Here is a 14,126-nt window from a genome sequence, read left to right as displayed (position 1 = left end):
CGGACTCGCAATGTAGTAGGAACATTCTTGCGAGCTCAGGCTTTTCGCAGGTACCATTTCACCTGCCTAATTTGCAGTAAATCTATCGGGCGAGTTTTCCATGCGACATCAAATCGCGGGCCATCCGGCGAGTTGGCTATTGCTGGTACGAATTCTGGTCGGCCTGTTGGTCATTGGCGCGGTGGCCGCATTGGTTGGCGGAATCATTCCGCTGGGCATCCTCTTGCTGGTTGGCACGGCGGTGCTGGCCGGCGTTGTCGAAACGCATGCAGCCCTGGTGCGCGGGCAACGCGCGTGGATCGAAGTCTTGCCGGCCGGAATGAAGTACAGCGATCGCCAAGGCGAACGCGAGATTCAGGATTACGAAATCGTGTCGCTGGCGTTCGCCATCACGCCGCAGTATTCCAACGGGCACCCGAATGGTTACTTGCGCACCTGCCGATTGTGGACGGCCGACGAGCGGGTGCTCGAGCTAAAAAACAAATACGCCAACGGCGAAGCCGATCCGCTGGGAAGTTTCATTCAACGAATTGCGGAGACGCTCAAGGAAGGTTTTGCCCAAGCGCTGGCGCACGGCGTGGAAGTGCGTGGCGAAGGGTGGAGGCTGTCGAACACCATGCTGTATTGCGGCGTGGCAGGTCGCGAGCGGCCGCTGGAACTCGCGAAGATCGCAGCCATTCAAGACACTGAGGGGATGCTCGGTGTCTGGCTGCGCGACGAAGAACTGCCGGCAGTCAAGCTACTGCCCACTGGTCGCAATGCCTGGCTGCTCGCCGATCTGATCGAGCCCTACATGGCGAAGATGCCCGAAGAAAATGAGCCGCCGCGCGAAGGACTGGGCCGCATCATTTTCCGCCGACGGGCGAGCATCGCAGTGGTGATCGCACTATTCTTGATCGCAGCCGCTCTCGGCATTGCCGGGGTCATTGGCCTGTCGCAAGGAGTGCAAGACGCCTTCGTGTTTGTGGTGCTGTTAGGAGTCGGCGCCCTGCTGTGCGTCTTGGCAGTGCATTTTGCTTTTGCAGAAATGACCTGCCACGAGTGGGGCGTGATGCAGCGCGGCCTGCTGGGGCGTCGGCAGTTGTTGTATCGCGATATCGAATCATTCACGTACCGCGCGACGCGCAATTATGTGAACGGCGCTTACACGGGAACGGCTTTGTACTTGCAATTCATGCCCCGCGCCGGTTGTGGCCGCAAGATCACGCACAGTTCCAATGTGCAAGGCAACGACGACGACCTCGACCGGCTACGCGAAGGAGTGGCGCGCATCATTGGTGCGCAAATGCACCAACGCCTCGCGAATGGCGAGACCGTAACTTGGACGAACAACCTGGCATTCAGCCCCGCAGGACTCTTGTATCGGCCGCCCGGTTTTATCTCGCGCGGCAACCAGGTCTTGTTGCCGTACGACAAGTACCACGGCCACAACTTGCAGGATGGCAATTTCTATCTATTCGAAAAAGGAAAAGACAAGTCCGTCACCAGCGAGAGCGTCGGCGAAGTCAATTTCTTCCCCGGTTTTTATCTGCTGCTGACGATTGCTCACTCGGACGATTGAGCATCCGGCGCGGGCGTCGCGTCCGGGGCTCCAGAGACGAGGTTGCCGCAATGAAAGACGTGGAACTGCCGGGCGACCGCCGGCTCGAAGTAACTGAACCAGCGTGAAAGATTTCGCTCGTACCAATCAGGCATCTTGGTGACGAGCAACAATTCGCCATCGGGCTTGAGAGCCTTGCGCGCGACTTCGATGAAAATTTCGGCCAGGCGGAAATTGCTGTAATAGGGTGGGTTGCCGACGGCGAGATCGAACGTGCCCGGTTCGAGTGTGCTGCCATCGCAATCAACGGAAGCGGTGACGGCGCTGGTCTCGTTGCGAGCGGCAGCCCATTGCAAAGCTTCGACCGCGCGGGGATTGCTGTCGATGCCGTGGGCGGTGATCCCTTCGCCGCGAAGTGCAGCCGCCATCGCCACCGCGCCGCTGCCGCAGCCGATGTCGAGCACGCGCACACCCGGCGTTAAGTGCATCGATTCCATCAGCGCGCGGGCGCCGGTGTCGAGGCTACGATGGCTAAAGACGCCGGGTCGGCTGCGGAGGTGAATCAAACGCTCGTTGTCGCGAAAGGCAAATTCGCAGGCAAAGTTCTTCATCTTCTTCAACGGCTTATTTTTCACGGCGACATAGATCACGCCGCCAGTCACGGCATGGCGCGAGACTTTGTCGAACAGCGCTTGCAGTTGTTCATTCAACCAACTGTCGGTCGCATTGTCGGTCGACGCGACGAGCGTGCCGCCGATGTCGAGTCGTTCGTGCGCGAGTTGCAATTGATCGCGGACGAGTTCGACTTCTCCTTGACGTTGAAAGGGGAGGGCAGCGAGGTCGAACTTTTCGTCCGGCGGATTGGGCTGGCAGAGGAGTTGGAATTGATCGGAGCGGGCGCCGATTTGTTGCGCGCTTTGCTGCTGGGCAAAGAGATCGAGAAACCAACAAACCACACGCGCGTTGGCATTTCGATCGGCAACAGCCGTGGCAAATTGCCCGCGCCCCAGCGTGGTGCAGAGGACCCGCTCACCTTTCAGTTTCGGTAAGTAGTCGATGAGCAACTGCTCGGCCGGTCGTGGCGGTTCGACGGGATAAAGCGAGCGGGGAAGGGCAGGGGAGGGCATGAGCGTTCTCAAAGGGAATTGAGCGACAAGCGACCAATCAAACTAACGCACAGCAGCAAATTGGCCCAGGAGAGCAGCCGAAAAAGAGCGTGAAAAACAGGGCGAAATTGCGACTTTCTGCGGCCTTGCGCATCTTCGAGCGAAATTGGCGTTCCCTGGCATGTCGAGTGCAAATAATTCCTAACGAAGCGGGACTTTGACAAGTACTTTCCAACCCTCCGGAGAATAAGCCATGAAATCGATTCTTCTCTCAGTCGTAGCCGCGACATTGTTGACCGTCAGCGGCGCTTTCACATCGAGCGCCGACGCGCAGACATACGTGCGCTACGGCCGCGGTGGTTACTACGCACCGCGCTACAACTATAACTACGGGCCGCGATACGTCGCGCCTTATCGCACGTACTATAGAGGCAACCCGTATTACGGCGGCGGTTATTACAACGCCCGTCCGTACTATGGTGGTTATCGCGGCGGCTACTACGGTGGTGGTTACTACGGCCGCGGCATTGGTGTGGGCGTTGGGCCGGCCCGCGTGGGCGTTCGGTTTTAGTCAGTAGCAGTTGAAGATGTTATCAGCCCTTCGCAGCGATGTACGGTGCGGAGGGTTTCATTTACGGGAAGTTGTCGCGAGCCGTGCCGAATAGACATGGCGGGCAACTTCCCGCTTTTTTTGCGCGTGGGCACTCGTTGCTCGAACGCATATTCTTGGCAGCCGCTTCGTAACAAAGCGGCGAATCCCTCGCTTCTGATCTTATGCAACGAAGTCAGCAGTCGCTGAACTCAGTGCTTAATATCAATTCTCACATGCAAGGGATGTGTCTCATGAAGTCGCTCATTTACTCTCTGCTCGTCGTCGCAGTTCTGTCGCTCGGCGGTGTCTTCACTTCATCGGCCCAAGCTGGCAACGGCGGCAGTGGTTGGGGCAATGGTGGATGCGGATACGGTGGTGGCTATGGCGGAGGTTACGGTGGCTGTTACCGGCCGCCGGTTCAGTGCTATCGCCCACCGGTTTATTATCCGCAGTGCTACAGCCCGCCTTGCTATCGGCCGCCGTGCTACGTGCAGCCGTGTTACCGGTGGTAGTGGAATTGAGGTGGTAACAGATTCTTGGTCGGACCAATGGTCCGACCTACGGATTTACCTGCAGGCCGTTTGCTATCAGCGACGGCCTGCGAGCGTTTCTTGGGTTCATCAAATCGACAACAGGGTGACGTCACAACGATGTCACTGCTGACAGCTCTGGTCAAAGCCGGGAAAACAACATCTCCCGTAAGTCAATAAGATACAATCACTTACAGCAAATCGAGGAATTCTGGCACGGCTGCTGCTTTTTAACTCCTCCGTTGCCGCGGCAACATCGCCCGGCCCCCCTGATTCGATCCTGAGGAGTTTGGTTATGAAGAATTTCATCTATACCCTGGTTGCCGTATCTGCTCTGTCGCTGGGCGGCCTGTTCACCGCCACCGCGAGCGCGAACGGCCCTTATCACCCACACCATCACCACCACAACCACAACCATTACAACGGCGGTGGCTGGAACCAAGGTTACTACGGCCCGCCGCGGGCTGCGTACTATCCGCCGCCGATGCCGTACTACTATCAGCCCTACCCAGCGTATCAGCAGCCGAATGGCATTTACCTGCAGAACCGCAATTTCGGCCTGCGGATCGGCTTCTAAGCAGGACGGCAGGGGGGTCAGTCAGCAATGACTGGCAAGAAATGAAAAAGTCCGGGCCCTTTGCTTTTGGCAAAGGGCGCCGGACCGTCGTCCCCCCCGGGATTATCGATGTGCGACAGCGGCTGATCGTGTGATCTGGCTCGCGTCGCTGATTGATCGTGTTGCAACCGGCTGTCGTGGCGGCTCTTACCGCATGTGCCGGTGATACTTATAGAATCGGTCAGGCAACCCCTGCGACTTTGGCAAACTTTGCCGGTTTTGATTCGCAGGCGGAATTGTCGCCCGTAGGACGGACCATTGGTCCGTTCCAGAAGCGGGTAATGAGCACATGCTCTGCACTCGCCACCCAGGACGGACCACTGTTCCGTCCTACGAAAGGACACACGCTCTTTCGTGGGAGTGAAAGGCAACTCCGGGCGACAGAGTCGCTCTTGGCGTGTCTCGCCGTTTCTTGTACTAGCTTCTTCGCAACTCTGCGCGGAGTGTTTTGCTAGCAATCCGCACCGCGCACGAGGGTCTGTGAAGCACTTGAGAAAGGATGCAGTCGTGTCGCAACCAGCCCACAAGCAAAACGCTCTCTGGTCGTTGATCAGCGGCGTTGGTTGGCCCCTCATGTTTGGCCTCGGGATGTCTGCGGTGTTTTATGCACTGCTGCTCAAAGGGCCGTTGCATCATCCCGCCCTCGTGCGTTATTTCGCCGGTCACCCGATCAACATGATCGAGACCACGCTCTTCTGCGTGGGTATCGCTGGCTTGGTGCTCAAAGCGCTCGACGTGCTGCGGCAACAAAGCTCGCTCGGCGGCGTAACGCTTGGCGAACAAGCTGGCCCACAGCCGGTTAGCGTCGTTGGCGAATTGCTCGACAAACTCGCCGCCCTGCCGAAGAAAGTGCAAGAGTCTTATCTCGGGCGCCGCTTGTGCCAGGGGCTCGAGATCGTCGAGCGCAACGGCTCGGCCGATCGGCTCGAAGAAGAATTGAAATACCTGTCCGACATGGACAGCAACCGTCAGCAAGAAAGTTTCTCGCTGATTCGGATCGTGATCTGGGCCATTCCGATGCTCGGGTTTCTCGGTACGGTGACCGGTATCACCGACGCCCTCAGCCACCTCGGTGGCAGCCTGGGAAATCACGCTGACGGCGGCAACGGCATGGAGGCAGCCATGCAGGGGTTGCTCTCCGGCTTGTACGTGAAGTTCGACAGCACCGCGATCGCGCTCTGCTTCTCGATCTTCCTCGTCTTCATTCAATGGGGCATCGATTATTTCGAAATCGAATTGCTTGCTCAGGTCGACTCGCGGGCTTCGCAAGAACTCGTCGGCCGCTTTGAAATGGTCGGCGCTTCGAGCGATCCACAACTCCAAGCCATTCACCGCATGACTCAACTCGTCGTCGCTGGCACCGAACAACTCGTCCTCCGCCAAGCCGAACTCTGGCAACAATCGATCACGGCTGCACACAACAGTTGGCAACAAGTGCAGCAGCAAACCGGTGCGCAACTGCAAGCCGCGCTCACGGCATCGCTGGGCGAAGTGCTGCAGCAACACGCCGTGAACATGGCTCACATCGAACAATCGTCGACCGAACAAGTTCAGCGTCGCTGGGAGCAGTGGCAAGGAACGCTCTCGGAAAACGCCAAGCTCCTCTACGCGCAGCAACAAGAGATGTCGCGCCAGGGAGAACTGATGACGCAAGCCATTCGCGCTTCCGGCGAAGTTGTGCAGCTCGAACGAGCGCTCAACAGCAACCTGGGTGCGCTGGCCGGGGCGAAGAACTTCGAAGAAACCGTCATGAGCCTGGCCGCGGCCATTCACCTGCTCAACAGCCGTCTGGGCCGCAGCGATGCTGCTCATCTGGACCTTAATTCACAATCTCGGAGCCGCGCGGCATGAGTCGAAAGCCGCGGCGGGGACCGGGGGTCGCGCTCTTTCCGTTCCTAGCCGTTTTGATCTGCACCATGGGCGCGCTGATTGTCGTGCTGGTCTTGTTCATGCAACAAGCCCGGCTCGACGCTGGCCAGGTCGCTGCGCGCGCCGCTGCTGGACCACAGGCGGAGACTGTCTCTGCCGAGCGCAAAGCCGCGCACGAAAAGATCGAAGACGAACAATGGCGACAGAATATCCATGAGAAACAACGTCAGCAGCAGGTCGACGAACTCGCTGATGCCCGCCTGAAGGCTTCGCATCTCGACGATCACATCCGCCGTTTGCAAATCGATGCCCGCACGCTGATGAGCCGCGCCGAGGAAATCGATCGCGGCAAAAAAGGGAAACCGAACCAGCTCGCCCTCAGCCAGGCCGAACTGGCGAAAATCAAAGAAGCCATCGAGCAACGCAAAAAAGATCTCGGTGAAAAAAAGAAAGCGGCTGCCTCGAAGGAAAGTTCGTACGCACTCGTTCCCTACGACGGCCCGAACGGCACGAAGCGACGGCCGATCTACATCGAGTGCCGCGTGGAAGGTGTCGTGCTCCATCCCGAAGGTCTCGTCTTCGGCCCTGACGATTTCAACGGCCCGCTCGGTCCCGGCAATCCGCTCGACGCCGCGCTCCGTTGCATGCGTGAAGCTTTCAAACGATCTGGCGAACCAGGTGAGCCGTATCCGCTGCTCGTCGTGCGACCGAGCGGCATCGTCGCATACCAAGCCGCGCGGTCAGCGCTGAAAGGTTGGGACGACGAGTTCGGCTACGAACTCGTTTCCGAAAACAAGAATCTCGAGTTCGGCAAACCGAGCGCCGCGATGCAGCGTGTGCTCGAAGATATCGTGATCAAAGCCCGCCAACGTCAGATGATGCTGGCCGCTGCGATGCCGCGCAAATTCGGCAGCGAAGAATCGCTGGTCTCGTTCGCGCCCGAGGATCAAGAAGAATTTCAATCGGCCGTCGATGCCTCGCGCGGTTCCGGCGGTGTGGCCAATGGCAACGGCGAAAATACGACCGCGGCAACTCGTCGCGCGGGCGGACCCGGCGGCGCTGGTGGAGCGCCCGGCGGAGTCGCAGGTGGTCAACAGGGCGGCGCTCCCGCAGGCAATGGCCAAGGTCGCGCACCCGTTCAATTCTTAGCGGCCAGCGGTAGCTCTGGCGGCAATGGCATGCCTGGCATTAGCAGCGCGCTCATCGGCGGCGGTGGTAGCGGCGGCTCGTTAGGCTTTCCTGGTGGAAAACCTGGCAACGGCGGCGGCGGTTATGGCGGCACCGGCTCGGGTGGCAATGGCGGAACGGGCAGTGGAAATGGTTCTGGTGTTCCCGGATCTGGCGGCACGGGTTCCGGAGTTCCTGGCGGTGTGCCCGGTGGAACTGGCGGCGGTGGTGTCGGTGGTCTGCCCGCGCAGGGCGGAGTGCCACGCAACAGTGTCGCCGGTGGCGGCGGAACTGGCCCTTATGCGATGCAAGCCGCGAACGGCGGCCAACAAGGCGGCGCTACCGGCAACGGCGGCGGTCAATATCCAAATGGTGGAACAGGCGGTCCAGGCGGAACTGCTGGCGGTGGCGGAAATGGATCCGGCGGCACGGGTGGTGGATACGCAGGCGGCGGCACCGGCCAAGGAAACGGCAACGGCTCAGGAAATTACGCCGGTGGAGCAGCAGGGCAGGGGGGCGGCGGCAACACAACTCAATATCAGGGTGGTGTCGTCGGCGGCACGAATGCCTCCGGTTCCACAGCCAACAATGGCAGCGCCGGCGGTTCACAAGGTGGCGCGCAGGGCAGCGCTGGCGGCATGGCGGGCATGACTGCGATGAACGGCATGACGCCGCTCGGCGGTGGCGGCATGAGCGGCGGACAACAACAACAATCGTCCGATCCCACGAATGCTCGAATGGCAGGCAATCAATCACCGGGCGGCAATAGCGACAGCGGTTCTCCAGGTGGCGGTCCCGGCGGCGTTCCGGGCGGCACTTCGACAACGCCGCCACCAGGCGGCGATCCACCGCCGAAGCGCAGTCCTCGTTCGCACGCGGCCACGCGCGCTGGGGCCAACTGGGGTTTGCCTGGCGCTCAAGGTCGCACCACGGCAGTCACTCGGCCAGTGCGCGTTGTCGCCCTTCCCGACAAATTGGTGATCGTGCCCGAAAAGGGTGACGATCGTCCGGCGACCATTGTTCCGGTTTCGCCCGAACTGCAGCCAGCGGAAGCCGAAGCCTTTGTCAAAGGCGTGCAAAAGCAACTCAACTCCTGGGGCCCAGCGATGACGCACGGTTATTGGAAACCGTCCTTGCAGTTCGAAGTCACGCGCGGCGCCGAGTCTCACTTCGATTCATTGCAAAACCTGCTGCAAGGGAGCGGCTTCGAATTGCAAAGAAAGGCCGCGCAGTGAAAGGACACAAACGGGCCGAACACGTCGAAGCTCCGAGCACCGACTCGTTTCTCGACGTCGTGGCCATCCTCGTCGGCATCATCATCATCCTGGTGTTGGTCTTCGCCATCGAAGCAAAACGCAATTTCACTGCCGATGCGCTCGCAAAAATCCCCACCGCCGAGATCGCTTCTCTGCCTGATGTCGACGCTGCTACGGCTGCTGCCGACGATGCGGAACGCAGTGTTTACGAAATGAAGCGAAGTCTTGCGGATCAAAATCTAGAGCTGCAGATGAAGGCTCAGGAGCGAGCTCGTTTGCAGTTGCTGGTCACGATCGCCGAACAGGCAATGGCCAAACATCGCGATCAGCTTAGCGCCGAGGAGAAGGAAAAATTCGACCTCGAGGCGCAGCGCGTCGCTTCGCTCAAGGAACTCGAGCAGCTCGACATCGAAGCCCTTGCCGTCGATCATTCAAAACCGGTCAACGTCATTCCGCACTTACCCACGCCGATGGCCAAGACCGTCTTCGGCAAGGAACTCCACTTCCGCATGCTCGGTGGCAAGATCGTGTATCTGCCGTGGGATGAAATGATCGAACTCCTCAAAGCCGATCTGCCGCAGAAGGCGCCGAAGCTCGCCGACACGCCGCGGGCCGAATTTTCGTTGCCGGTAATGAACGGCTTCGCGGGCAAGTACATCATGCGGCGATTCGACGTCGACGTGCAAACCAAGATGGCCGTCTCGCGGCAAACGCGCGTCGGCTTGGAGCGATTCTTCTTCGTACAAGTCGACGACCCGATCGGCGAAACCATCGACCAGGCCCTCAGCCAAGGCTCGCAATTCCGCAGCCGACTCGCAGCTCCCACGTCGAAGGGTGCCACCGTCACGCTCTGGGTTTATCCCGACAGCTTCGACGACTTCCGCGTCGTCAAACAAGAACTCTTCAAACTCGGCTTCTTATCCGCCGGCCGCCCGTTGCCGCCCGGCCATCCCATCGGCGCATCGCCCGACGGCTCGCGCTCGAGTGCTGAGTAAGTTGCAGTTGAATGGCTCTGGGAACGAAGTTCCGTGTGCCACTGGCCAGAGCCAGTGGCACACGAATCAATCTCACAAGCCCCTGTCAGGGCAGGGGCGTTTGATTTCACGGCGAGCACTACTGTGCCGTTTCACCACTCGTCTTGGTCACGTTGTCCTGATTCGGCGCGGTGAGCTTCGCGAAGAACAGATCATCGCCCGCGTTGCCGAACAGTGAGTCGACCGCGGTATCGTGGATCACGTTGCTGCCGCCGAGGTGCGTGCTGCCATTCACCCCGCCCGGCGTGCCGGTGAGGTGCGCGACGCGATCGTTGTAGCTGCTGGCCGACGCCCATTCAGCGAGGATCAGCGCGAGGGCCGCGCTGCTGCTGTCGTGCACTGTCGTGCCGTCAACGAGCAAGTCGTCGTTGCTGCCGCCGTTCAACGTGTCGACACCCAAGCCGCCGATCATCACGGCGCGCCCCGTGCCGGCGTTGAGAATGTCGTTGCCAGCGCCACCCAACAGAATCGCCAAGCCACTGCCAGCGGTGAGCGTGTCGTTGCCGTCAGCGCCGTCGAGCTTCACGTTGCCGGAGAATCCCGACGCGTTGATCGTGTTAGCGCCAGCGCCACCGCTGAGTTCAGCTTGCTCGATGCTCGCCAGCGCGATTGCGCCGCCGGTGCTCCGCGTGAGCGTCGTATTCGTCAGCGTGAAGTTCACATTGCCAGCGGCGATGATCTTGTCAGTGCCCCCGAGGCCGTTCACCGTTGCGGCGCTCTTCCAGTTGATCAGGTCGAACGAATTGTTCGACGCGCCGCCATTCAGCACCGCGTTTTCAAATCCGGCGAGCCGAATCTGACCGAACGATGGACGAAGAAGCATCGTGTCCGACAACAAGTAGCTCACATCGCCAGCCACGGTTACTGAGTCAGTACCGAAATATCCGCCATCGAGAATCGCAGCTTGCGTCCAACCCGAGAGATCGAAGTTGTTGTTGCCAAAGCCCCCCGTCAGTCGCGCGGTTTGAATGTTGGTGAACTGAATGGTCGTGGTTGTGCTGCCGACGGTTCGGACCAATTGATTCGGCTGCAGCACGAAGTTGCCATCGGCGCTATCGGCGATCAAATTCGCACCGCCGCCACCTTCGATTTCGGCAGAGATGCCGCTCCAGCCCGCCACATTGAACGTATCCGCGGCGGCACCACCGATAAGCCTGGCTTTTTCGATACTGCTGAGCGAAGCCGAGCCGGAACCATCCGACACCGAGCCGTTCGACAGGTTGAACGTCCCCGAGCCGATCTTGATGATCGTGTCGGTCCCCGCGCCGCCATTCACGCTATCGGCGCCACCTTCGTTGACGAACGTGTCGTCACCACCGTTGCCGTTGAGCGAATCGTAATCGGCGCCGCCGTAGATCACGTCGTTGCCGCCACCGCCGTTGATCGTGTCGAAACCCGCATCGCCGTAGATCACGCTCGGCTTGGTGATGGCGCTGTTGATGGTGATCTGATCAAAACCGGCTTCACCGAAGATGGCAATTCGATCGAAGCTCGCCAGGTCGATGCCCGGTACAGACACGCCGGGAGAAATGCTGGCGGTCACCTTGCCGGGCTGACCAGCGGTCGGCGCAACGGTGATCGTTTCATAGAAGTAATTGGTACCGCGCACCACGAGCAAGCCGTGGCCCGGATTTTCTGGGTCATCGATCACCGCGATCGAACCAAGCGCCGGCGAAACGAGATTGACTGCGTAGTCTTCCACTTCGCCATCAGCGGCTGCACCGGTGGGAGACAATCCGCCGGTCGAACTCAAACGGAAGCGAGCATAGCTCGCGCCTGCGACCGTGTTGGTCGGCACGTTGATCGCTAGTGTGTTACTGCCAGTCACCACATTCACGCCATCGGCGATCTTCTCGCTGGCATCGAACACGCCGTTGCGATTGAAATCGATCCAGGCATCGAGACGTCCGGCCGCCGAAGCAGTGACAGTGATCTTGGCTCCAAGACGAGCATACAAATTGGCCGGCAGCACGACGCCATCTTCATCAGCGCCGTCCCCGGTCGCGGTTAGGTTCGGTTGACCATTGGCTTCGGCATCGCGCGTCGCCCCCAACGTCGGTCCTTGCAGTCCGTGGCGAGCGCCATTCGAGGCCAGCAGCGTGCCGTAGGTATCAGGAGCATCGCCGTAATCGATCGGCGGCGGATTGACCGTCAGCGTGAATGATTGCGTGCCGTTTGGAGCAACGCCGTTGCTCGCCGTCAGTGCGATCTCATAGCTCCCTTGCGTTCCGCCGGCAGGAGTGCCCGAGAGAGTCGCCGTGCCGTCGCCATTGTCGACCAGGCTCACGCCGTTCGGCAGACTGCCGGTATAGGTAATCGTAGCTGGCGAAGGATAGAAGTCGTTTGTGGTGATGGTAAATGAACCAAGCACAGCCACGGTGAACGTGGTCGCATTCGCGCTGGCAAAGGTCGGCGCTTCGTTGACCGTCAGCGTAAATTCCTGCGAGTCCATCGGCAGAATGCCGTTGCTCGCCATGATCGTGAACGTGTACACGCCCCCTTCGCCGACATCCGGCGTACCGCTGAGGGTCGCCGTGCCATTGCCGTTATCGACAAACGACACACCGCTCGGCAGTTGGCCAGTGATATCGAGTTCCGGCGTCGGCACACCATCGACCGTGACATTAAAAGTGCTGAACGAGCCGACTGTGAAGGTGGCACTGTTATCGCTGGTGATATCTGGCGCACTGCCGAGCACTTCCAGCGTCACTGAAGCCGACGCGCCGATTTGATTTGCCGAATCCTTGCCGCGGACATCGATCGAGTAATTGCCTGGGACAGTGATTCCGGCAGCGCCCAGCGTGAACGTGGCCGTCACGTCCTCGGGCACTTCATCAAAAACACCATCCACGGCAGCCATCGGCAACCAGTCGCCGCCGTTGACTCGATACTCCGCGCTCGCGATTGGCGAGGCATTTGTCGTCGCATCGCTGATGGTCGCTGTCACCGTCACCGAGTTCAGCGCACCGGCGACAATCGGATTGGGTGTGGCAACCACAGCGCTCGTCACCGGGCCAGCGACATCGAGTGCCGAAGAGACCAGCACCCGATCAAAAAGAATCCGCGTCCCGGTCATCGCCGCTCCGCCGGGAGGCGTGTAGCTACTGGCAGCCGCGACCATGCTGTAGACCTGCTCGGCCAAGTAAATCTTGCCGTCCGAGCTGATTTCGATTCCGGAGAAGCCTGAATCCGTTCCGTTGTTGTACGTGCTGACTTTGCCCGAGGGCCCGGCCAGCGTAGTGATGTTCGGTGTGATCTTTCCCGCACTCGTCAGGTCGAGAGTGTAGAACGACGAGATCGTCGAATTGGTTTGCAGATATTGAGTCACGTAAGCCTTGCCGGCATAGAGCGCGACATCCATGGCGCCATACACACCAGCCGTATCGTTGGCACCGCCGCTCACGGCCACCGATGTCGCTGTCGCCAGATTGCCGCTGGCTGCTGCCGCCGCGGGAATCTTGATCAACGCGTCACCAAACGACGTGGTCCCCAGCAAACCACCAGCGACAAAAATTGTGCCGTCCGTATCGATCTCTAGATTATTCAAATAGGCATTTGCCGTGATCGACTTCAGGCTGATCTTGCCCGGCGTGCCAGCCGCGCCCCAACTGGTGTCAAGCGTTGGATTGGCCGGATCGTTCACGTTCCACCGTTCGATCAGACCGTTTTTCCAACCGACATACGTGTAGTAGTTTCCGCCCAGTTTGGCCGTTGCCATGCCACTGATTTGCGACGTCGCAATGTTGTTGGTCGATGACTTGGATGACAGCGGAGCGGAGAGATTGCTGGGAAAGACTCCCCAGATTTGAGTCAGCGAATTCGAGCCGGAGCTGAGTGTCGAATAAACATTGCCACGATCGTCGGTGGCCAGGCCGCGCGGCTGCTGGCTGGTCGTCGAGAGTGACGCCTCAACGCCAGCGGAATAAGCCGAATTCGCACCGTACGTCGGGCCGGGCACGCCGTTGCCAATGAGTCCGGTGTTGATGCCGGACGAGACCTCTCGGATCGCCGAGGTGGATGAGCCGTTGATAAAGCCGGCATAGAGATGTTGATCATCGCTCGACAACGCCAGGCCGCGGAGACTGCGCGGTTGACTGATTACGTCCTGCGTACCAAAGAAATCCGATTGCACTCCCCAAGTCACGGCCATCACCGTGCGTTCTTCGAGTTGCTCAAAAAAACGCGACTGACGTTTCTTGGCAGCTCCCTGTGTCAATTTCCGGCGGCGCGCAGGGGTACGGTGGGTCAAAGCCATGGAGAATTTCCTCTGTTGGAATGGGCGAGATGGAGGAAGTTTGCGGCCTAGGAGAGTGGAGCCACGCTCTTCCGGAGGGTTTAATACCTCAGACGGGGATATGATAAATGCACAGAATCGCTATGCACAATCCCCAAATAGCCCATTTTCACAAAATGGCA

At 59.6% G+C, this 14,126-nt stretch carries 9 protein-coding genes; 7 read left to right on the top strand and 2 right to left on the bottom strand.

The features are described from left to right. Positions 1–100 precede the first annotated feature (100 nt). Positions 101–1,561 carry a hypothetical protein gene (locus tag M9Q49_RS05445; RefSeq protein ID WP_254507691.1) on the top strand — a complete coding sequence of 487 codons (1,461 nt, stop codon included), beginning with the start codon at positions 101–103 and terminating at the stop codon, positions 1,559–1,561. Here M9Q49_RS05445 and M9Q49_RS05440 read toward each other — a convergent pair. Further along, complete coding sequence (locus tag M9Q49_RS05440) at positions 1,546–2,667, bottom strand: methyltransferase (RefSeq protein ID WP_254507690.1); 1,122 nt, start codon at positions 2,665–2,667, stop codon at positions 1,546–1,548. The two genes, M9Q49_RS05445 and M9Q49_RS05440, sit on opposite strands and share 16 nt — an antisense overlap. A 232-nt stretch (positions 2,668–2,899) precedes the next feature. Between M9Q49_RS05440 and M9Q49_RS05435 the strand changes: the two genes are divergently transcribed. The 6 genes from M9Q49_RS05435 (at position 2,900) to M9Q49_RS05410 (ending at position 9,671) form a co-directional block, all read left to right on the top strand. Beyond that, a complete protein-coding gene (locus M9Q49_RS05435; RefSeq protein WP_254507689.1) occupies positions 2,900–3,217 on the top strand; it encodes a hypothetical protein in 318 nt (105 codons plus the stop codon). Between the two features lie 272 nt (positions 3,218–3,489). Then, positions 3,490–3,750, top strand: coding sequence for a hypothetical protein (locus M9Q49_RS05430; protein WP_254507688.1), 261 nt, complete (start codon positions 3,490–3,492; stop codon positions 3,748–3,750). 313 nt (positions 3,751–4,063) lie between these two features. Beyond that, entirely contained in the window at positions 4,064–4,345 is a 282-nt protein-coding gene (locus M9Q49_RS05425) for a hypothetical protein (RefSeq protein ID WP_254507687.1), read from the top strand. A gap of 546 nt (positions 4,346–4,891) precedes the next feature. Then, entirely contained in the window at positions 4,892–6,235 is a 1,344-nt protein-coding gene (locus tag M9Q49_RS05420) for a MotA/TolQ/ExbB proton channel family protein (protein WP_254507686.1), read from the top strand. Continuing rightward, the gene (locus tag M9Q49_RS05415) at positions 6,232–8,655 is read left to right on the top strand and encodes a hypothetical protein (RefSeq protein ID WP_254507684.1); all 2,424 of its coding nucleotides are present in this window, start codon (positions 6,232–6,234) and stop codon (positions 8,653–8,655) included. The genes M9Q49_RS05420 and M9Q49_RS05415 overlap by 4 nt, the downstream gene beginning before the upstream one ends. Continuing rightward, positions 8,652–9,671: a hypothetical protein gene (locus M9Q49_RS05410; protein ID WP_254507683.1), complete on the top strand. Its 1,020-nt coding sequence runs from the start codon at positions 8,652–8,654 to the stop codon at positions 9,669–9,671. The genes M9Q49_RS05415 and M9Q49_RS05410 overlap by 4 nt, the downstream gene beginning before the upstream one ends. Before the next feature lie 118 nt (positions 9,672–9,789). On the opposite strand, the gene M9Q49_RS05405 is transcribed toward M9Q49_RS05410, so the two are convergent. Next, positions 9,790–13,965, bottom strand: coding sequence for a beta strand repeat-containing protein (locus tag M9Q49_RS05405; RefSeq protein ID WP_254507681.1), 4,176 nt, complete (start codon positions 13,963–13,965; stop codon positions 9,790–9,792). Positions 13,966–14,126 lie beyond the last annotated feature (161 nt).

It is taken from the genome of Anatilimnocola floriformis (assembly GCF_024256385.1).
Classification (GTDB): Bacteria; Planctomycetota; Planctomycetia; order Pirellulales; family Pirellulaceae; genus Anatilimnocola; species Anatilimnocola floriformis.
Note: the sequence above shows the minus strand (reverse complement) of the source record. Positions and strands in the feature narration are given on the sequence as shown.

Coding starts and splice junctions, on each gene's coding strand:
- M9Q49_RS05440 (WP_254507690.1), bottom strand. CDS start 2,667: ATGCCCTCCCCTGCCCTTCCCCGCTCGCTTTATCCCGTCGAACCGCCA.
- M9Q49_RS05445 (WP_254507691.1), top strand. CDS start 101: ATGCGACATCAAATCGCGGGCCATCCGGCGAGTTGGCTATTGCTGGTA.
- M9Q49_RS05430 (WP_254507688.1), top strand. CDS start 3,490: ATGAAGTCGCTCATTTACTCTCTGCTCGTCGTCGCAGTTCTGTCGCTC.
- M9Q49_RS05435 (WP_254507689.1), top strand. CDS start 2,900: ATGAAATCGATTCTTCTCTCAGTCGTAGCCGCGACATTGTTGACCGTC.
- M9Q49_RS05415 (WP_254507684.1), top strand. CDS start 6,232: ATGAGTCGAAAGCCGCGGCGGGGACCGGGGGTCGCGCTCTTTCCGTTC.
- M9Q49_RS05405 (WP_254507681.1), bottom strand. CDS start 13,965: ATGGCTTTGACCCACCGTACCCCTGCGCGCCGCCGGAAATTGACACAG.
- M9Q49_RS05425 (WP_254507687.1), top strand. CDS start 4,064: ATGAAGAATTTCATCTATACCCTGGTTGCCGTATCTGCTCTGTCGCTG.